At 53.1% G+C, this 19,497-nt stretch carries 15 protein-coding genes and 2 tRNA genes; 13 read left to right on the top strand and 4 right to left on the bottom strand.

Going from position 1 to position 19,497, the window contains the following annotated elements; translation table 11 throughout:
• Positions 1 to 76: 76 nt before the first annotated feature.
• Together L1X57_RS00525 and L1X57_RS00520 are read left to right on the top strand one after the other, a co-directional pair.
• Positions 77 to 152: transfer RNA gene (locus L1X57_RS00525), tRNA-Ala, on the top strand.
• 80 nt (positions 153 to 232) lie between these two features.
• Positions 233 to 308: transfer RNA gene (locus L1X57_RS00520), tRNA-Glu, on the top strand.
• Between the two features lie 420 nt (positions 309 to 728).
• Here L1X57_RS00520 and L1X57_RS00515 read toward each other — a convergent pair.
• Together L1X57_RS00515 and gltA are read right to left on the bottom strand one after the other, a co-directional pair.
• Positions 729 to 1,610 (bottom strand): NAD(P)-dependent oxidoreductase, encoded by an 882-nt coding sequence (locus L1X57_RS00515; RefSeq protein WP_009722508.1) that lies wholly within the window; start codon positions 1,608 to 1,610, stop codon positions 729 to 731.
• Between the two features lie 132 nt (positions 1,611 to 1,742).
• Entirely contained in the window at positions 1,743 to 3,029 is a 1,287-nt protein-coding gene (gene gltA, locus L1X57_RS00510; protein WP_009722509.1) for a citrate synthase, read from the bottom strand.
• A gap of 488 nt (positions 3,030 to 3,517) precedes the next feature.
• Between gltA and sdhC the strand changes: the two genes are divergently transcribed.
• The 9 genes from sdhC (at position 3,518) to sucD (ending at position 15,389) form a co-directional block, all read left to right on the top strand.
• Complete coding sequence (gene sdhC / locus L1X57_RS00505) at positions 3,518 to 3,895, top strand: succinate dehydrogenase, cytochrome b556 subunit (RefSeq protein WP_186004638.1); 378 nt, start codon at positions 3,518 to 3,520, stop codon at positions 3,893 to 3,895.
• Complete coding sequence (sdhD, locus tag L1X57_RS00500; RefSeq protein WP_009722511.1) at positions 3,889 to 4,236, top strand: succinate dehydrogenase, hydrophobic membrane anchor protein; 348 nt, start codon at positions 3,889 to 3,891, stop codon at positions 4,234 to 4,236. The genes sdhC and sdhD overlap by 7 nt, the downstream gene beginning before the upstream one ends.
• A 3-nt stretch (positions 4,237 to 4,239) precedes the next feature.
• A complete protein-coding gene (sdhA, locus tag L1X57_RS00495; RefSeq protein WP_009722512.1) occupies positions 4,240 to 6,012 on the top strand; it encodes a succinate dehydrogenase flavoprotein subunit in 1,773 nt (590 codons plus the stop codon).
• 27 nt (positions 6,013 to 6,039) lie between these two features.
• Entirely contained in the window at positions 6,040 to 6,750 is a 711-nt protein-coding gene (locus L1X57_RS00490; protein WP_009722513.1) for a succinate dehydrogenase iron-sulfur subunit, read from the top strand.
• Between the two features lie 449 nt (positions 6,751 to 7,199).
• Complete coding sequence (locus L1X57_RS00485) at positions 7,200 to 10,034, top strand: 2-oxoglutarate dehydrogenase E1 component (RefSeq protein ID WP_009722514.1); 2,835 nt, start codon at positions 7,200 to 7,202, stop codon at positions 10,032 to 10,034.
• Positions 10,035 to 10,072: 38 nt separating this feature from the next.
• Positions 10,073 to 11,647 carry a 2-oxoglutarate dehydrogenase complex dihydrolipoyllysine-residue succinyltransferase gene (odhB, locus tag L1X57_RS00480; protein WP_009722515.1) on the top strand — a complete coding sequence of 525 codons (1,575 nt, stop codon included), beginning with the start codon at positions 10,073 to 10,075 and terminating at the stop codon, positions 11,645 to 11,647.
• 114 nt (positions 11,648 to 11,761) lie between these two features.
• On the top strand, positions 11,762 to 13,201 hold the full coding sequence (lpdA, locus tag L1X57_RS00475) for a dihydrolipoyl dehydrogenase (RefSeq protein WP_009722516.1): 1,440 nt from the start codon (positions 11,762 to 11,764) through the stop codon (positions 13,199 to 13,201).
• Positions 13,202 to 13,350: 149 nt separating this feature from the next.
• Positions 13,351 to 14,517 carry an ADP-forming succinate--CoA ligase subunit beta gene (gene sucC, locus L1X57_RS00470; RefSeq protein ID WP_009722517.1) on the top strand — a complete coding sequence of 389 codons (1,167 nt, stop codon included), beginning with the start codon at positions 13,351 to 13,353 and terminating at the stop codon, positions 14,515 to 14,517.
• Positions 14,517 to 15,389 (top strand): succinate--CoA ligase subunit alpha, encoded by an 873-nt coding sequence (gene sucD / locus L1X57_RS00465; protein ID WP_009722518.1) that lies wholly within the window; start codon positions 14,517 to 14,519, stop codon positions 15,387 to 15,389. Before sucC ends, sucD begins: the two co-directional genes overlap by 1 nt.
• 66 nt (positions 15,390 to 15,455) lie before the next feature.
• Here sucD and L1X57_RS00460 read toward each other — a convergent pair whose 3' ends face one another.
• Both L1X57_RS00460 and L1X57_RS00455 read right to left on the bottom strand, forming a co-directional pair.
• Positions 15,456 to 16,496: a lysylphosphatidylglycerol synthase transmembrane domain-containing protein gene (locus L1X57_RS00460; RefSeq protein WP_009722519.1), complete on the bottom strand. Its 1,041-nt coding sequence runs from the start codon at positions 16,494 to 16,496 to the stop codon at positions 15,456 to 15,458.
• Positions 16,474 to 17,592, bottom strand: a complete 1,119-nt coding sequence (locus tag L1X57_RS00455) for a glycosyltransferase family 4 protein (protein ID WP_039868749.1) — start codon at positions 17,590 to 17,592, stop codon at positions 16,474 to 16,476. The genes L1X57_RS00460 and L1X57_RS00455 overlap by 23 nt, the downstream gene beginning before the upstream one ends.
• A gap of 291 nt (positions 17,593 to 17,883) precedes the next feature.
• On the opposite strand from L1X57_RS00455, the gene L1X57_RS00450 reads away from it, so the two are divergent.
• On the top strand, positions 17,884 to 18,300 hold the full coding sequence (locus L1X57_RS00450; protein ID WP_009722521.1) for a CopG family transcriptional regulator: 417 nt from the start codon (positions 17,884 to 17,886) through the stop codon (positions 18,298 to 18,300).
• 38 nt (positions 18,301 to 18,338) lie between these two features.
• The gene (locus tag L1X57_RS00445; protein WP_009722522.1) at positions 18,339 to 19,484 is read left to right on the top strand and encodes an extracellular catalytic domain type 1 short-chain-length polyhydroxyalkanoate depolymerase; all 1,146 of its coding nucleotides are present in this window, start codon (positions 18,339 to 18,341) and stop codon (positions 19,482 to 19,484) included.
• Positions 19,485 to 19,497 lie beyond the last annotated feature (13 nt).

Genomic DNA, 19,497 nt, shown 5'->3' with positions numbered 1-19,497 from the left:
TTGGCGTTTCCGGTGTTTGAAAGCCTTGACGAAGGCGGGCGGAATCAGTAACATACGCTCCGTCTTCGAGACATGTGGGGCCTTAGCTCAGCTGGGAGAGCGCAACACTGGCAGTGTTGAGGTCAGCGGTTCGATCCCGCTAGGCTCCACCAATATCGAAAATTCTGATTGTCAATTTTCAATACGAGTTTTCAATATAGTACCTCAAGGCCGTATTTTTTAGGTTAATTACGTCCCATTCGTCTAGTGGTCTAGGACACCGCCCTTTCACGGCGGTAACAGGGGTTCGAACCCCCTATGGGACGCCATCTCCTACTTCCTCGAAATTTATTTGCAGATTTATTGTCGGCAAACATTTCTCAAAATACGCATTTTAACTAAAGGCAATGAGGCGACTCATTTGTCAGTTTTTGCGTTCCCGTCATTGTAATCACTGGCTGAAATCATTCCCATTTCAATCGTTTTTGGACGATTTTGTGCTTGACTTGTCCACTTTTGCAAGTTTGTGAAAGGGGTTGTGCACAACCCTGGGTTGTTGTCTCAAAAAATCAGTGATTTAGAATTATCTCTTTTAAATCAATAAGTTATATTAGGTTAAAAAATGACCAATTTAAGGCTGGGTCACTGTTCATGGCGATTGTGGGACGTTTTGTAGTGGTTGTGAACAGGGTTATCCACAGATAGTGTGGAAAACCCTTTTCAAGATCGAGGCGCTTAAAAGTCAAGCGTTATTCTGGCTTTTGTAAGCGCTTTAATAGCGACGAAGTGTCCCAACGTCCACCCTTCATACGTTGCACATCAGCATAAAATTGGTCGACAAGGGCGGTCACGGGTAGTGTGGCGCTCAATCGGCGAGCCTGCTCTAAACAAATCCCTAAATCCTTGCGCATCCAGTCCACTGCAAAGCCATGGTTATACTCATTGGCTATCATCGTTTTGTGGCGGTTTTCCATCTGCCATGAGCCTGCCGCGCCTTTAGACACCACATCGATCACCTGTTGTTGGTCCAGCCCTGCTTGTTCAGCGAAGTGCAAGCCTTCGGCAAGACCTTGTACCAAGCCAGCAATACAAATCTGGTTAACCATTTTGGTAAGCTGGCCACTGCTAGCACTGCCCATCAGAGTGACGGCGCGAGCATAGTGATCAAGGATGGGTTGTACAGCGTCAAAGTGTGCCTGTTCTCCACCGCACATAATCGTCAGTGCGCCATTTTCTGCCCCTTGCTGCCCGCCAGAAACGGGGGCATCTAGAAAGGCCACGCCTTGCTTGCGGCAGATGGTGTCTAGCTCCAGGGCTAGGTCTGCAGAGGCGGTGGTGTGGTCGATGAGGTAGGTGTCGGCTGCCATGCTGCTCAATACGCCGTCGGTGCCGGTAGTTACTTGTCTGACGTCGTCGTCATTGCCTACGCATATCAAAACAAGATCCGCGCCGTCGGCGGCTTCCTTGGGTGTGGCATGGGCGGTGCCGCCATGCTCTTTTGCCCAGGCATCCGCTTTGCTGCTTGTGCGGTTGTACACGCGCGTTGTCAGGCCTTGTTTGGCGAGGTGACCTGCCATGGGATAACCCATAACGCCCAGGCCAATAAAGGCAACAGTAGTAATGGTTCGCATAGAGCACCTTATTTGTGTGGGGGAGTGGTTTGTGTGTGAGGAACAATAGAGAGAAGTGAATTTACGATAAGCAAAAGGCCACCCGTGGGTGGCCTTTTATTATCCTAGTGACGCTGCGTTGTTACCGCGGCGTTATTTTTTAGGATAGTCGCGCATATCGTGGCCGATATACAGCTGGCGCGGGCGGCCAATTTTGTAGCTTTCGCTGAGCATTTCATGCCAGTGAGAGATCCAGCCAATGGTGCGAGATACCGCGAAAATGACGGTAAACATATTGGTCGGAATGCCCATGGCTTTGAGAATGATGCCAGAGTAGAAGTCGACGTTTGGATAAAGCTTACGTTCGATGAAGTACTCATCTTCCAGGGCAATTTGCTCAAGGCGCTTGGCGATTTTGAGCTGCGGGTCGTCGGCTAAGCCAAGCTCAGCCAGTACTTCGTCGCAGGTCTCTTTCATTACTTTGGCGCGCGGGTCAAAGTTGCGATAAACGCGGTGACCAAAGCCCATCAGCTTGAAGGGGTCATCCTTGTCTTTTGCTTTGTCGACAAAGCGCTGAATGTTTTCTTCAGAGTCGTCGCCAATTTCGTCAAGCATATTCAGTACAGCTTCGTTGGCACCGCCGTGTGCTGGGCCCCAAAGTGCTGCAATACCTGCACTGATACAGGCAAATGGGTTGGCGCCGGTTGAGCCAGCTAAGCGTACTGTAGAGGTAGAGGCGTTTTGCTCATGATCCGCGTGCAGCATAAAGATGCGGTCCATGGCTTTCGCGTACACCGGATTGATTTTGTACTCTTCGCACGGGTTGCTGAACATCATGTAGAGGAAGTTCTCTGCATAGCTCAGGTCGTTGCGGGGGTAGTTGAACGGCTGGCCAACGTTATATTTATGCGACATTGCGGCCAGGGTAGGCATTTTTGCAATGAGACGAATAGCGCTGATCACGCGGTCTTCTTCTTGGGTAATGTCCATGTGGTCATGGTAGAAAGCAGCTAGGCCGCCAACGACACCACACAGGATGGACATTGGGTGCGCATCGCGACGGAACCCTTTGAAGAAGTTGTTGATTTGGTCGTGCACCATGGTGTGGTTACGAATGCGCGACTCGAAATCTGCATACTGTTCATCGTTGGGTAGCTCACCGAATAACAGGGTGTAGCATACCTCGACAAAATTAGACTCTTTGGCCAGTTGGTCAATAGGGTAGCCGCGGTGTAGCAGCACGCCCTTGCCGCCATCAATATAAGTGATGGCGGACTGGCAGGAAGAGGTGGCCATGAAGCCGGGATCGTAGGTAAACAGGCCTTCAGCACCCAAGCCGCGTACGTCGATGACGTCGGGGCCAAGTGTGCCGGAATACATGGGTAGTTCGATCGGTTTTTCTAGACCGTCTACCGTCAATGTCGCTTTCCTGTCAGCCATGCTGGCCTCCTTTCGAATTCGGTTTGGGACGTAATGTCGTTGTTTCGCATACCGCGCCGGCGAAAAGGCTCGCCTACTATAGAAGTGTGCGACATTTTGTCAATTAGCCTAAGCGCTAGGTATCCTTGTACAGCTATTGTTGTATTGGATAATCTTTGTATATGATAAGCATGGAGTTCATAGTAAAGAAGCGTCAGGGGATTGACGACACGTTAACGGGCTTATCAAACCATCAATCTCCTGTCACTATAACCATGCTGCAACGCAAAATCGACTCGGGTAGACCTCATTTTTCTTGCACCATAGTCGAGTTAAGCTTGAGTTCGGTTTGTCAGCAGGGGCGAAGGTTCTTATAATCCACGGCGCGCGACCGGCAGATAGGAGGTCGTGCTCGACTTGGCAGCGGCCGAGCCCCTTCCAGCAACCACTGCCCGCTCGGGCCATGCCCGACCTGTCGCAGAGCGGGCCAAGAGAGTGTGTATAACGCCGTGAATAGCAAACGACCCGTAAACTTAGACCTTACTACGATACATTTCCCACTACCGGCGCTAACGTCGATTACACACCGTATTACGGGTGTCATCCTCTTCGTTGGCCTGATCTTCGCTTTTTGGGCGCTGGGTAAATCACTATCGTCTCCGGCTGGCTTTGATGCCGTCAGCAACGCATTGGCCAATAACTTTTTCGCCAAGTTCATTGCCTGGGGATTGTTATCCGCATTGGCATTCCATTTTGTGGCAGGCGTTAAACACCTGTTAATGGATGCGGATATCGGCGTGACCCTTGAAGGTGGCGTGAAAAAAGCACAGATCACTGTTGTCGTCAGTGTCGTTCTGATCATCCTGGCAGGAGTTTGGGTATGGTAACCAACATCACAAGTTTTGGCCGTAGCGGGTTATCCGATTGGCTAATGCAGCGCGTTTCAGCGGTAATTCTAGCTGTATATACCGTCTTTATCGTCGCCTACCTGCTGCTCAATCCTAACCTGGATTACTACGCCTGGAGCGGACTGTTCGAACAAACTTGGATGCGTATTTTCTCGCTGCTAGCGTTTGTTTCGATTGCAGCGCACGCCTGGATCGGTTTGTGGACGGTCACCACCGATTATCTCAAGTCCACTCGCCTGCGCGTGGGTGTCCAGACCCTGATTATTCTGGCCATCTTCGTATACCTGGTGTGGGGCATTCAAATTCTGTGGGGAGCTTGATACATGTCTAACCTTCGTAGCCTGACATTTGACGCCATTATCATCGGTGGCGGTGGCTCTGGATTACGTGCTGCTCTAGAGCTTGCCAAGTCTGGCAAAAAGACAGCCGTACTGTCCAAAGTGTTCCCGACACGCTCTCACACGGTTTCTGCTCAGGGCGGCATTACCTGCGCTATCGCCTCTTCAGACCCGAACGATGACTGGCGCTGGCACATGTACGACACCGTTAAAGGCGGCGACTACATTGCTGACCAAGACGCGGCTGAGTACATGTGTTCAGAAGGCCCGAAAGCGGTTTTTGAGCTTGAGCACATGGGGCTTCCGTTCTCGCGCTTCGATAATGGCCGTATTTATCAGCGTCCGTTTGGTGGCCAGTCGAAAAACTTCGGCGAAGGCGGTCAGGCGGCACGTACCTGTGCAGCCGCTGACCGTACTGGTCATGCACTGCTTCATACGCTCTACCAAAACAACCTCAAGAACAACACGACGTTCTTGAATGAGTGGTACGCGGTAGATCTGGTGAAAAATAGCAACGGTGATGTGGTCGGTTGTATCGCCATGTGCATCGAAACTGGCGAAGTTGTCCACGTTAAATCGAAAGCCACTGTTTTGGCGACAGGTGGTGCAGGCCGTATCTATGCCTCTACTACTAATGCCTTGATCAATACCGGCGACGGTATCGGCATGGCGCTGCGTGCTGGCTTCCCGATGCAGGACATGGAAATGTGGCAGTTCCATCCGACCGGTATCTACGGTGCGGGTACGCTGGTCACTGAAGGCTGCCGTGGTGAGGGTGGTTACCTGATCAATAAAGACGGTGAGCGCTTCATGGAGCGTTATGCTCCGAACGCCAAAGACTTGGCCGGCCGTGACGTTGTTGCACGCTCTATGGTCATGGAAATTCTTGAAGGTCGTGGCTGCGGCGAGAAGGGCGATCACGTCTTCTTGAAGCTTGACCACCTGGGCGAAGAAGTTCTTGGTAAGCGCCTGCCGGGTATCGTTGAGCTGTCGAAAACGTTCGCTCACGTTGATCCTGCCAAAGACCCGATTCCGGTTGTACCCACTTGCCACTACATGATGGGTGGTATTCCCACCAATATTCATGGCCAAGCAATTACCCAGGACGAAAGCGGTAACGACCATATCGTTAATGGCTTGTTTGCCTGTGGTGAGGCGGCGTGTGTATCGGTTCACGGTGCTAACCGCTTGGGCGGTAACTCTCTGCTTGATCTAGTGGTATTCGGTCGTGCGGCGGGTATGTTTATTGAAGGCGCGCTTAACGAAGGTATTGACTACCTGGATGCTTCTGAATCTGATATCGAATCAGCAATGAAGCGTATTACGCGCTGGAATGAGTCGGAGGGTGGCGAAAGCATTCCTGAGCTTAAAGCAGAGCTTCAAGACATCATGCAGACCTCTTTCGGCGTATTCCGCGAAGAGAAGAATATGCAGGAAGGTGTCAAAAAGCTGGCGGATCTACGCAGCCGTATTGCCAACGCGCACCTGCCGGACAAGTCCAATGCTTTCAACACGGCGCGTGTTGAGGCCTTAGAACTTGATAACCTGATGGAAGTGGCGGAAGCAACGGCGATTGCTGCCCTTGAGCGTAATGAGAGCCGTGGTGCGCACTCGCGCTACGACTATCCTGACCGTGATGATGTCAACTGGCTGAAACACTCGCTCTACTTCCCGGCCACGAAAGAGCTGAAGAAGCGCGACGTTAACTTCAAGCCGAAAACTGTTGATACGTTCGAGCCTAAGGTTCGCACCTACTAATCTCTGCACTGACGAGAGGGAGTCACCATGTCTAACCTTCAGGTATCCGTATACCGCTACAATCCGGAAACCGACTCCGCGCCTTATATGCAGGAGTTCCAGGTCGATACCAAAGGCCGCGATCTGATGGTGCTGGATGTTCTGCACCTGATGAAAGAGCAGGATAGCGGGCTAGCGTTCCGTCGCAGCTGCCGTGAAGGCGTGTGCGGTTCCGATGGCATGAACATGAACGGTAAAAACGGCTTGGCATGTATTACGCCGCTGTCAGATGTTGTGAAAGGCAACAAGTTGACCTTACGCCCGTTACCAGGTCTGCCGGTTATCCGCGATATGGTCGTTGATATGGGGCTGTTCTATAAGCAGTACGAGCGTATTCAGCCGTATCTACAGAACGACGAGCCAGCACCGGCGATCGAACGTCTGCAATCGCCAGAAGAACGCGACAAGCTAGATGGCCTGTATGAATGTATTCTGTGCGCATGTTGTTCGACATCTTGCCCGTCGTTCTGGTGGAACCCAGACAAGTTTGTTGGTCCGGCTGGTTTGCTCCAGTCTTATCGCTTCCTTGCTGATACACGTGATACGGCTACCCGCGAACGCCTTACCAGCCTGGAAGATCCGTTCTCCGTTTTCCGCTGCCGCGGCATTATGAATTGCGTTGCGGTTTGTCCAAAAGGGCTAAATCCGACCCGTGCAATTGGTAAAATTCGTGAAATGTTGCTGGCTGATGCGACGTAAACGCCTAATCCTATGAAAAAAATGCGATCGCTACGTAAGTTGCTGCATAAAGCCACTTAAATCGTGGCGCTTCGCTTGTTATCATAGGGACGTTATGTGGTGCGGCGACGCGTCGCACTACCTAACCAGTCAAGTTTAAAAGCCGGTGCCGAAAGTACCGGCTTTTGAGCATGAACTGATCAAGCACGACTAGATAGGAAAACGCCTCGTATCAATGTAATGCAAATGCAAATGCGAAGCGATGGAAGCGATAATAGCAAGTAGAGAAATAGTACGTAGCGAAATAGTACGTAGTGAAAATGTAGTATGAACAGCTAGTATGAACAGGGCTTCCGGCCTCCGGTCGGCGCCGCCGGCATATGTCCCGCCCCGCCGGCAGGGCAATAGCGATGTCGTTGCGCGACCGCAGCGATACCGATACCACCCCATCAGTGCAGGGTGACCGAGAGATGCAACAAGGCATAATGGAGTTGATGTGGCGTTCCTCTCACGTTAGTGGTGGCAATGTCCACTACGTGGAAGCGCTTTATGAGCAGTACCTCGCCGATCCTGATTCTGTCTCAGACGAATGGCGCAGCTATTTTGATCAGCTGCCGCGTTCTGAGGGCAGTGCCTCCCACGATGTTCCACTAAGCCCCACTCGTGATCAGTTCTACCAACTGGGCCGTGAAAGTCGCCCAGGCAGGGTAGCCGCCGCCCCCGATAGCGGTGAGAATAAAAAGCAGGTAAAAGTCCTGCAGCTGATTAACGCATACCGCTTTCGTGGCCATCAGAAGGCCAATATCGACCCGCTAGGACTGCGTAATCCCACCCCCGTCCCAGACCTCGATCTGTCATTTCATCAGCTTTCCAAGGCTGATCTTGACACCGAGTTCCAGACCGGTTCGTTTTTTCTAGGTATTGATAAAGCACCGTTGCGAGAGATCGTTGACGCGCTGGAGCAGACTTATTGTCGCTCTATCGGCTGCGAGATCATGCACATCGTCGATACCGAAGAGAAACGTTGGTTGCAACGGCGTTTTGAATCGGTGCGAAGTGCGCCGAAATTCAGCGACGATGTGCGTAAGCACGTGCTGGAGCGCCTTACCGCTGCCGAAGGTTTGGAGAATTACCTAGCGTCTAAATATCCAGGTACCAAGCGCTTCGGTCTAGAAGGCGGTGAATCATTTGTTCCAATGATGGACGAGTTGATTCAGCGGTCCGGCGGCTATGGTACTAAAGAAGTCGTTATTGGCATGGCTCACCGTGGCCGCCTGAACCTGTTGGTCAATATTTTGGGTAAAAACCCCGCTGAATTGATTGACGAGTTCGACGGTAAGAAGGTGATCGAGCGTGGTTCTGGTGATGTGAAATATCACCAAGGCTTTAGCTCTAACGTCATGTCGCCTGGTGGCGAAGTCCACTTGGCCATGTCGTTCAACCCGTCGCATTTGGAAATTGTAGCGCCGGTAGTGGAAGGCTCGGTGCGTGCACGTCAAGATCGCCGTAATGACGAAGAGGGCAGTAAAGTACTGCCAATCAACGTTCATGGCGATGCTGCGTTTGCTGGTCAGGGCGTGGTCATGGAGACATTCCAGATGTCTCAAACCCGTGCCTATAAAACCGGCGGCACGGTACACATCGTGATTAACAACCAAGTGGGCTTCACGACGTCGAACCCCTTGGATGCGCGCTCCACCGAATACTGTACTGACATCGCTAAGATGGTTCAGGCGCCGATTTTCCATGTTAACGGCGATGATCCGGATGCGGTTATCCATGCGACCCAAGTGGCGTTGGACTACCGTCAGCAGTTTAAGAAAGACGTTGTTATTGATCTGGTGTGTTACCGCCGTCGCGGCCATAATGAGGCCGACGAGCCATCGGGCACCCAACCGATGATGTACGCCAAGATTAAAGATCACCCTTCTTCGCGTTCGCTCTATGCAAAACGTTTGGTCGAGCAGGGTGTATTGTCAGAAGAAGATGCCAAGGCAATGGTTGAAACCTACCGCGATGATCTTGTGGCAGGTAACCACGTAGCGAATGCCTTGGTGCAAGAGCCTAATACGTCACTCTTTGTGGATTGGGCGCCCTACCTTGGGCACGAGTGGACCGGTGATGCAGACACTACCTTCGATATGAAGCGTCTGCAGCAACTGGCAGCGAGAATGTGCGAGATTCCTGATGGGGTCGAAGTACAGCGCCAAGTCGCTAAGATCTATGAAGACCGTCGTAAAATGCAGGCGGGCGGCATGGGACTTAACTGGGGCTTCGCCGAAACGCTGGCGTATGCCACGCTGCTGGATCAGGGCCATCCGATCCGTATTACTGGTCAGGATGTTGGACGTGGAACGTTCTCTCACCGTCACGCGGTAGTGCACAACCAGAAAGATGGTTCTACGTACGTGCCGTTGCAGAACATGTCAGACGGTCAGCCACGCTTTACCATTCACGACTCCTTCCTATCGGAAGAAGCGGTGTTGGCTTTTGAGTACGGCTACTCCACGACAGCACCGGGTGACTTAGTCATTTGGGAAGCCCAGTTTGGTGACTTCTTTAACGGTGCCCAAGTCGTGGTTGACCAGTTTATCTCCTCTGGCGAAACCAAGTGGGGACGACTGTGTGGACTGACCATGTTGTTGCCGCATGGCTATGAAGGTCAGGGGCCCGAGCACTCCTCCGCACGGTTAGAGCGCTTCTTGCAGCTGTGCGCTGAGCACAACATGCAGGTATGTGTGCCGACAACCCCCGCACAGATTTATCATCTGATGCGACGTCAAGTCATTCGTCCGTTGCGTAAGCCGCTGGTGATCATGTCGCCGAAGTCGCTATTGCGCCATAAAGAAGCGGTATCTAGCCTAGAAGATCTCGCTCACGGCAAGTTCTACATGGTGTTGCCGGATCAGGCGAATCTTGAGGCAGAAAAGGTGACTCGCGTTATTATGTGCGCTGGCAAGGTGTACTACGACCTAGCCAACTGGCGTGCAGAAAACGAGCGTGATGACACGGCGATTATTCGTCTTGAGCAACTCTACCCCTTCCCGAAAGAAGAGCTTCTGGAAGTGCTCCAGGCGTATGCCAATGTGGAAGACATCGTGTGGTGCCAGGAAGAGCCGCTGAACCAAGGCGCTTGGTACTCAAGTCAGCACCACATGCGCGCCGTTGCCGATATGCTGAAAGATGGCTTCGGACGTGATTTGAAATTTGCAGGACGTCCTGCCTCTGCCGCGCCGGCAGCGGGCTATATGTCCGTCCACACTGAACAGCAGCGCCAGCTGGTGGAAGACGCTTTTAACCTATAAGCGCCCACCGGGTTTAGAGAACACATAAGGGAAACGACATGGCTACTGATATCAAAGCGCCAACCTTTCCGGAATCCGTTGCCGAAGGCACTGTGGCCGCGTGGCATAAAAAGCCGGGTGACAGCGTTGAACGCGACGAGCTGATTGTTGAAATTGAAACCGACAAAGTGGTGCTCGAAGTCGTCGCACCGGAAGCGGGAACCCTGACTGACGTGATGGCCGAAGAGGGCGATACCGTTGAGTCAGAACAAGTGTTAGGCAAAATCGGTGAAGGCAGCGCGTCTGGCAGTAAAGAAGAGAAATCTTCTGACGACGCTAGCGCTAAATCGTCTGAAGCGAAAAAAGACGATAAGCAAGAAGAGAAAAAAGCCAGCGGCGGTAACGGCGGTGGAAAGCAACATGACGTAAAAGCCCCAAGCTTCCCTGAGTCTATCCAGGAAGGCACCGTGGCGACGTGGCACAAGAAAGTGGGTGAAGCAGTTAAGCGCGATGAAGTGCTAGCTGACATCGAAACCGACAAGGTGGTGCTTGAAGTTGTCGCACCGGCCGACGGCGCACTGGCAGAAATTAAAGCCGAAGAAGGCAGCCAGGTTGAATCCGAAGCAGTTCTGGCCGTCTTTACCGAAGGTGCTGGTGGTGCTGGTGAAGAGAGCAGCAGTGCTTCTTCTTCCAGCGCTTCGAGCAGCGATGATGAAGGCTCTGATGAGAAAGTCGGCGATAAAATTCTAGCGCCAGCGGCACGCAAAATGGTTGCTGAGCATGATCTGGATGTTGCCAAGATTGAGGGCACCGGCAAAGGTGGCCGCATCTTGAAAGAAGACGTGCAAAAAGCAGTGAAAGATGGCTCTGCCAAAAAGGCAGCGAAATCTTCAGCGCCAGCGAAAGCCGCCGCTGCACCGGCAGTGGAAGGTGAGCGCGTCGAGAAGCGCGTTCCGATGACGCGTCTGCGTCAAACCATTGCTAAGCGTCTGGTTCAGGCCCAGCAAACGGCTGCCATGCTGACCACGTACAACGAAGTGGACATGACTGAAATCATGGCCCTGCGTGCGCAGTACAAAGATACGTTCCTAAAGGCTCACGATATTAAATTGGGCTTTATGGGCTTCTTTGTGAAAGCGGCTTCTGAAGCACTCAAGCGCTTCCCGGATGTTAACGCCTCTATTGACGGTACTGATATCGTCTACCACGGTTATCAGGATATCGGCGTCGCGGTATCAACGGACCGCGGTCTGGTCGTACCGGTACTGCGCGACACCGACAGCATGAAAATTGCCGACGTCGAGAGAACGATTGTTGATTTCGGTAAGCGTGGTCGTGACGGTAAGCTGGGCATGGATGACATGATCGGCGGCACCTTCACTATCACCAACGGCGGTACGTTTGGCTCTTTGATGTCGACCCCGATTATCAATCCGCCGCAGACCGCTATCCTGGGCATGCACAAAATCCAGGATCGTCCAATGGCCGTGAATGGTAAGGTCGAGATTCGCCCGATGATGTATCTGGCGCTGTCCTACGACCACCGCATGATTGATGGTAAAGATGCGGTACGTTTCCTGGTTACTATTAAAGAGCTGCTGGAAGACCCGGCTCGCTTGCTGCTGGACGTATAACGGAGCGCGCTGATCCGCCTCCGCTGCTGTATTAGCGTTCTAATGCAATCGCACCTTGCCTCTTGCCCGGTTTAGATTCACGCGGGGGGAGGCAACCAAGCTAAAGGAGCCAACATGGCTGACAAGTTTGATGTGATCGTTATCGGTGCAGGTCCTGGTGGCTACGTAGCGGCTATCCGCGCTGCGCAGCTAGGCCTGAAAGCCGCCTGTGTTGAAAAATGGATTGGTAAAGAAGGCAATGTCGTTCACGGTGGTACGTGTTTGAACGTCGGTTGTATCCCGTCCAAAGCGTTGCTTGAAGCCTCGCATAAGTTCGTTGAAGCCAAGCACGATTTCGACGACATGGGTATCAATGCCGGTGACGTCACCATGGACGTCAAAAAAATGATGGCTCGCAAGGACAAGATCGTTAAGAACTTGACCGGCGGCATCTCTGGTCTGTTTAAGGCCAACGGCGTTACCGCTATTGAAGGAACCGGTAAAGTGGTCTCCGGTAAGCAAGTCGAAGTCACTGACTTAGATGGCAATACCACCACTTACGACGCTGATAATATCGTCATTGCTGCAGGTTCCGTGCCGGTTGAAATTCCTCCGACGCCGCTAACTGAAGGCTTGATTGTTGATTCCACCGGCGCGCTGGAATTTCAGGAAACGCCGAAGCGCTTAGGCGTTATTGGCGCTGGCGTTATCGGTCTAGAGCTGGGTAGCGTTTGGAGCCGTTTGGGTTCCGAAGTCACGGTTTTGGAAGCGATGGATAGTTTCTTGCCGATGGTCGATACGGCGATCGCTAAAGAAACGCAGAAGCTGCTCAAAAAGCAGGGTCTGGATATTAAACTGGGCGCCCGCGTGACTGGTTCGGAAACCAATGGCGACGAAGTCATTGTGAAGTACACCGATGCCAATGGCGAACAGGAAATGACCTTCGACAAACTGATTGTTTGTGTTGGTCGTCGTCCGTACACCAAAGGCGTGATTGCCGATGGTGTCAGCGTTGAGCTGGACGAGCGTGGATTTATCTTTGTTGATGATCAGTGCCGTACCAATGTACCGGGTGTTTACGCCATTGGTGACTGTGTGCGTGGCCCCATGCTGGCGCACAAGGCATCTGAAGAAGGCATTATGGTTGCTGATATCATCGCTGGCCACAAAGCCGAGATGAACTACGACACGATTCCGAACGTGATTTACACGTTCCCGGAAGTAGCGTGGGTTGGTATGACCGAGCAAGATGCCAAAGCGAAAGGCATTGAAGTTAAGACCGGTAGCTTCCCATTCGCGGCAAGTGGTCGTGCCATGGCGAACAACGCCACCGAAGGTAGCGCCAAGATTATTGCCGATGCGGAAACCGACCGTATCCTCGGCATGCATATCGTTGGTCAGCACGCGGGTGAGATGATTGCTCAAGGCGTGATTGCAATGGAATTCGGCTCTAGCGCCGAAGACCTGGCTCTGACCTGCTATGCACATCCGACCATGTCGGAAGCAGTGCATGAAGCAGCTCTTGCGGTAGAAGGCCATGCCATTCACATGGCTAACCGTAAGAAGCGCAAGTAATTCGCTAAGCAACAACCAAGCGCCACCGTCAGGTGGCGCAACACTTTCGGCTCTGTGAGAAATCAGCGGGGACGAAGGTACGGGGATGCCCCGCTCTTATAAAGAAGCGGGTCATCGTTCGAGTCACATGCAACCAATGGCATGAATCGATGAACCTTCACGAGTATCAAGGCAAACAGCTGTTTGCTGATTATGGTCTACCAGTGTCTAAAGGCTTTGCCGTGGACACTCCCGAAGAAGCCGAAGAAGCGTGCAAAAAGATCGGCGGCGACATGTGGGTGGTTAAAGCCCAGGTTCACGCTGGTGGCCGCGGTAAAGCGGGCGGCGTTAAGCTGATTAAAGATCCGGCCGAAGCGAAAGCCTTCGCCGAGCAGTGGTTAGGCAAGAACCTGGTAACCTTCCAGACTGACGAAAAAGGTCAGCCGGTTGCTAAGATTTTGGTTGAGACTTGCACCGACATCGCTGATGAGCTGTATCTTGGCGCAGTTGTCGACCGTACTACCCGTCGTGTGGTCTTCATGGCCTCTACCGAAGGCGGTGTTGAAATCGAGACCGTTGCTGAAGAAACGCCAGAAAAGATTTTGAAAGCTGAAATCGATCCGCTGGTCGGCGCACAGCCCTACCAAGCGCGTGAGCTGGCATTTGCTTTGGGCCTTAAAGGCGACCAGATCAAGCAGTTCACAAAGATTTTCCTGGGCCTTTCTAAGCTGTTCCATGACAAAGATCTGGCGCTGTTAGAAATTAACCCGCTGGTTATTACCGACGAAGGCAATCTGCACTGCCTCGACGCTAAACTGGGACTCGACAGCAACGCGCTGTACCGTCACCCAGATCTTCAGGCGATGCGCGATCCTTCCCAGGAAGATCAGCGTGAAGCTGATGCAGCGAAGTGGGAACTGAACTATGTAGCACTTGATGGCAACATCGGCTGCATGGTTAACGGTGCTGGCTTGGCCATGGGCACCATGGACATCGTCAACCTGAGTGGCGGTAAGCCTGCTAACTTCCTGGACGTTGGTGGCGGCGCGACTAAAGAGCGCGTTGCAGAAGCGTTCAAGATCATCTTGTCTGACGACAACGTCAAAGCGGTTCTGGTGAACATCTTCGGCGGTATCGTTCGTTGCGACATGATTGCTGAAGGCATCATCGGTGCTGTTGAACAAGTCGGTGTTAACGTTCCAGTGGTTGTGCGTCTGGAAGGTAACAACGCTGAATTGGGCGCTGAAAAACTGGCGTCTAGCGGTCTGAACATCATCGCTGCTACCAGTCTGACCGACGCGGCTCAGCAGGTTGTAAAAGCAGCGGAGGGCAAGTAATGAGCATCCTGATCGATAAGAACACCAAGGTCATCTGCCAAGGTTTCACCGGTGGCCAGGGCACGTTCCACTCCGAACAGGCGATTGCCTATGGCACGCAAATGGTCGGTGGTGTTACGCCGGGCAAAGGCGGCCAGACGCACCTGGGCCTGCCCGTTTTCAACACCGTGAAAGAAGCGGTTGAGAAAACCGGTGCGGAAGCCAGCGTGATCTACGTTCCGGCACCGTTCTGTAAAGACTCGATTCTTGAAGCCGCTAACGCTGGCATCAAGTTGATCGTGTGCATCACCGAAGGTATCGCGACGCTAGATATGCTCGAAGCAAAAGTAAAATGCGACGAGCTGGGCGTACGTCTGATCGGTCCGAACTGCCCAGGTGTTATCACGCCTGGCGAATGCAAAATCGGTATTATGCCGGGCCACATTCACCAGCCGGGTAAAGTCGGTATTGTGTCGCGTTCAGGTACTCTGACTTACGAAGCCGTTAAGCAGACAACTGACCATGGTTTCGGTCAGTCTACTTGTGTAGGCATCGGTGGTGATCCGATTCCGGGTTCTAACTTCATCGACATTCTTGAAATGTTTGAGAAAGACCCGAAAACCGAAGCGATCGTAATGATCGGTGAAATCGGTGGTACGGCTGAAGAAGAAGCAGCGGCTTACATCAAAGCCAACGTTTCTAAGCCTGTAGTTTCCTACATTGCCGGTGTGACTGCACCTCCTGGCAAGCGTATGGGCCATGCGGGCGCAATCATCTCTGGCGGTAAAGGTACTGCGGATGAGAAGTTTGCTGCCCTGGAAGATGCCGGTGTTAAAACCGTGCGTTCTCTGGCTGAAATCGGCGATGCACTGAAAGAAGTCACTGGCTGGTAAGCTATTGACCTCTAGTCGCACGCTATAAGGGCGCCCCTTGGGGCGCCCTTATTCGTTGGTTCACGGTTATCTTTTGGGTGTTTTATTGTCGGGTTCTCGGCGCAGCATTCGGTAGCTGTATAGAATGAATAGTGGCGCCCCCACCGCCAAATAGAGGTGGTAGCTCACCAGTCGCCAAACCAGGACGGCCGCTGAGGCCTGCTCGCGCTCCATCAAGGGCAGCAACAAACTGCCAACGCCCACTTCAGCGGCACCCGCGCCGCCGGGAAGAAAGCTAAGCTGGCTGGCCGCCATGGCCAGCATTTGGGTTAAAAATGTCCACATCCAGTCAGCATGTCCGCCCACGCCCAGCACCGCTATATAGAGCAAGCTATAGCGCATTAGCCAATGCGCAGTGGTTAGCATCATCATCGCGAGTAGCGTTGTGCGTGGAAGCGCGAGCGTGACCTTAAGCGCATGTCGGCATCGTAATAAACGGCGTGCCAGCCAGCGCCGTCGATAACGGCTTGGCCAGGCCGTTATAACGCCACCTGCACGTAGCAGGTTTGGTAAATAGCACATCACAACACTGACCAGCGTGGCCATAAGTGCTAAACCGACGAGCGCCCACTGCACTAGCGACTGATGTGGCCACTGAGTGTCGCTAACCAGTGAAAAGAGCACCAAGCCGCTCAGCATGGCGAGGAAAAACAGCAAATCACAGCCTTGGTCAATCAAGAACACTGCCGCCCCTTTGGCGGGCGGAAAGCCTCGTCGAACAAGCAGGATAAGTAGGGTGGCTGGCCCGCCACTCCCACCAGGCGTAGCGCACAACGCAAACTTAGACGCCAGTTCGATGCCCAGTGCGCCACGTTGACTGAGTTGCCCTGCACGGCCGCCTAACATTAGCCGCAATCTTGCTGCATTCAGGTTCCAACATAGAAACGCCAGCAGCAGCATTAACAGGAGTAACCCGAGTGGAAAGTGTTTAATGCGCTGTAGAGCCTCTGAGCCGCCCAGCCAAGCGGTAAGCATTAGCGGGGCCAAGAGCGCCCCAAGCAGTAGCAGGCCGTGCAACGGGCGAAAACGCAGTAATCGTTGGGGCTTAGTGGTGGTGGACGAGGGCATTGGGTCGTTCAATTTTACAAAGGTCGATGTAGTGCTCAAGAAGAGACTGGATAACGCTATCCCAACTGAGCTGGCGTTCGACAAAATGACGGGCATAACGCCCGCTGGCGGCGATGTCGTTACTAAACAATGCTGTACAGGCCTCTGCCATGGCACCGGGGTCGAGTGGTTGACAGAGAATGCCTGCACCTAGCGGCACATTTTCTGCCAGTGCACCGGCCCTGGCACCCACGATAGGTACACCGCAGGCCATCGCCTCTTGAGCGATCAAACCGAATGTTTCCCGAGTGCCCGCATGCAGCAGGGCATCGCTACTGGCGAGTGCTTTCGCCACCTCGTGCGCGCCACAGCAGCGATCCACGACAGTGACATTGTTGGGTACCTGATGGGGCATGCCAGGCCCCATCAGCAATAAATGATAATGGCTGCCGAGTTGGCGCATCGTTGCAAGTAGCACATCAATATTTTTCTCGCGGGAATTACGTCCCACAAAGATCAGCAGTTTTTTATCACTGGATATACCCATGCTTTGACGGAAAGAGGGGTCACGCTGCTGGGGGTGGAAATGGTTTAAATCGACCCCTAATGGCTGTACGCGAACGTTATCGACTCCCCACTCCTTTAAGCGATTAGCCATGGCGTTACAGGGGGCTAGCACGCTATCAAACTGGCAGTAGAGGTCTTTAACATAGCGTGTTAAGCGTTTCTCAACGTGGCGGCCAAAGCGATCTCCCATTAAGCGCGGAAGGTCTGAGTGATAAAACCCTACCACCGGTACCCCAAGCTTCTGTCCCGCAGCAAGGGCCGCCCACGCCGTCACATAAGGGTCACCAGCCTCGATAAGGTCTGGCTTAAGATCAATCAACGCATCCCGCCAGCGTGCCCTCCTTAGCGGGAACCGATACCCCTGGCCCAAGGGGAGATGTAACGCTGGCAAGGTGTGGTGATCGCCAAGACTATCGCGCTCTGCTCCTGGCACCAGCAAGCTGGTACGCAAGTGGGGAATGTCTGATAAAACACGGTGCTTGGCCTGTAAATAGGTGCGTACACCACCGCTGGCGGGGGCATAAAACATCGTCACATCTGCGATGTGCAAGCTAACCTCCAAACCCATAAAAGTGTCACCTTTTCACCATAAGGGAGAAATAAGTCAATTTGGCGACAACTGAGAAGAGGCCGTTGATTACCCGATTATCCGCGTTAAATCCCCATCAAATCACCTGGCGGTGACTCGCTTTCGCTCGTCTAATTACTTGACTAATGTTGGGGTTGGATTAATATACCATCCATATGGATGGTATATGGAATCCATTTGGATGCTTTTGTAAGTATTTTAAAATGTTTGAGCTGCTCTTACCTAGAGAGTTAGCGCAACGAGGAATGACACATGAGCGTGCATGAACTGCGCCGCAAATCCGGCGATTCCAGTGAGAAAATCACCATTAATCTTGGGGTAGTCGATCTGGGGCAAATCGACCTACTAGTCCAGGAAGGGTTTTATTCGAACCGCACCGATCTGATTCGCACGGCCATTCGTAACCAATTGGCGACACATGCCGAAGTGGTTAGGGAAACCGTAACCCGCAAGTCGTTCGTACTGGGGCTTGAACATTACAGCCGAGAAAACTTGGAGGCGCTGCAGTCGGCAGGTGAGAAGCTGCAGATTCAAGTTCTGGGGTTGGCCAGCATTGCTGACGACGTAACGCCGGAGCTTGCTCGCGCCACTATCGAGTCGGTTGTGGTGCTAGGTGCTCTGCATGCCAGTAAGGCGGTGAAGGCCGCTCTGGCAGACCGAATCCACTGAATTACTCACCACCGCATAGCGGAATTGGGGTATTGACCATGATCGGCGCCACTATGAATAAGCGAATGGAAGAAGCGACGCGACTGACGCGCGCAGGCAAGTTGCATGAAGCCATGGCACTTCTCCAGGGCGCCATACCTGAGTCGAGTGGGGAAGAAGCGCCAGTCCAGCCCTACCAGGGTGGCAATATCTTTGAGGGAACCTGTGAGGTTGTCGACGAAGATGGCACTGCATCGAAATCAAGGCCAACGTCGAAAACCTCGTCTTCTGCGTTTGGTCGCGGTCGGAAAGCCAGCGCGGGCGCGTTTACGTCTGGGCATTTTTCTAACCATGTTGGCTCGCGTGATTACAAGTTATATATCCCCAGTGGCCACAAGAGCCAGGCATTGCCGCTGGTGGTCATGCTACACGGCTGCACGCAGAATCCCGATGACTTTGCTGCTGGAACCAACATGAACCAGGTAGCTGAAGTTCAGCAATTTTGCGTGCTCTATCCCGCTCAGCCGGTCAGTGCCAACAACTCGAAATGCTGGAACTGGTTCAAGGCGGAAGACCAGCAGCGCGATGGAGGAGAACCTTCGATTCTGGCTGGCATGACCCGTCAGATCATAGACACCCATGGGCTCGATGCGAGCCGGGTTTATGTGGCAGGGCTCTCGGCGGGGGCGGCCATGGCAACGACGTTAGCGATGACCTATCCAGACCTGTTTGCAGCGGTAGGTGTTCACTCGGGGCTGCCCCACGGTGTAGCAAAAAGCCTTCCTGACGCGTTGGGTGCCATGCAAGGTGGCACGGGGCCGCTCGGTAATAGTGGTAAAAAGCCAGGAACCGAGTGGGCATCAGAAGTGCCCGCGATTATCTTTCATGGTGATCGCGACGCGACCGTGCATCCCAATAACGCAGATCGTGTTGCCGCTCAGTATGATGCATCACGTCCCGCAGGCGGTGCCAACAAGCCAACGGTAGAGAAGGGAAAAGCTGCCAATGGTCATGCTTACACGCGTACCACGCATCATGATGCGGCGGGTAAGCCATGCCTGGAGCAGTGGAAAATACACGGAGCTGGGCATGCCTGGTCAGGGGGAAGCGCGAGGGGTAGCTATACCGATCCCAAAGGCCCCGATGCCACGCAGGAAATGCTGCGCTTTTTCATGCAGCATCAGCAGGCCAACAAAAGGCAGTAAGTGACTGCCGCAC

This window comes from Halomonas sp. TD01 (assembly GCF_923868895.1).
Classification (GTDB): domain Bacteria; phylum Pseudomonadota; class Gammaproteobacteria; order Pseudomonadales; family Halomonadaceae; genus Vreelandella.
Note: the sequence above shows the minus strand (reverse complement) of the source record. Positions and strands in the feature narration are given on the sequence as shown.

What these genes read in the sequence shown, in the direction of transcription:
- L1X57_RS00515 (WP_009722508.1), bottom strand. Translation starts at nt 1,610, where the DNA reads ATGCGAACCATTACTACTGTTGCCTTTATTGGCCTGGGCGTTATGGGT.
- gltA (WP_009722509.1), bottom strand. Translation starts at nt 3,029, where the DNA reads ATGGCTGACAGGAAAGCGACATTGACGGTAGACGGTCTAGAAAAACCG.
- sdhD (WP_009722511.1), top strand. Translation starts at nt 3,889, where the DNA reads ATGGTAACCAACATCACAAGTTTTGGCCGTAGCGGGTTATCCGATTGG.
- sdhA (WP_009722512.1), top strand. Translation starts at nt 4,240, where the DNA reads ATGTCTAACCTTCGTAGCCTGACATTTGACGCCATTATCATCGGTGGC.
- L1X57_RS00490 (WP_009722513.1), top strand. Translation starts at nt 6,040, where the DNA reads ATGTCTAACCTTCAGGTATCCGTATACCGCTACAATCCGGAAACCGAC.
- L1X57_RS00485 (WP_009722514.1), top strand. Translation starts at nt 7,200, where the DNA reads ATGCAACAAGGCATAATGGAGTTGATGTGGCGTTCCTCTCACGTTAGT.
- odhB (WP_009722515.1), top strand. Translation starts at nt 10,073, where the DNA reads ATGGCTACTGATATCAAAGCGCCAACCTTTCCGGAATCCGTTGCCGAA.
- lpdA (WP_009722516.1), top strand. Translation starts at nt 11,762, where the DNA reads ATGGCTGACAAGTTTGATGTGATCGTTATCGGTGCAGGTCCTGGTGGC.
- sucC (WP_009722517.1), top strand. Translation starts at nt 13,351, where the DNA reads ATGAACCTTCACGAGTATCAAGGCAAACAGCTGTTTGCTGATTATGGT.
- sucD (WP_009722518.1), top strand. Translation starts at nt 14,517, where the DNA reads ATGAGCATCCTGATCGATAAGAACACCAAGGTCATCTGCCAAGGTTTC.
- L1X57_RS00460 (WP_009722519.1), bottom strand. Translation starts at nt 16,496, where the DNA reads ATGCCCTCGTCCACCACCACTAAGCCCCAACGATTACTGCGTTTTCGC.
- L1X57_RS00450 (WP_009722521.1), top strand. Translation starts at nt 17,884, where the DNA reads ATGAGCGTGCATGAACTGCGCCGCAAATCCGGCGATTCCAGTGAGAAA.
- L1X57_RS00445 (WP_009722522.1), top strand. Translation starts at nt 18,339, where the DNA reads ATGATCGGCGCCACTATGAATAAGCGAATGGAAGAAGCGACGCGACTG.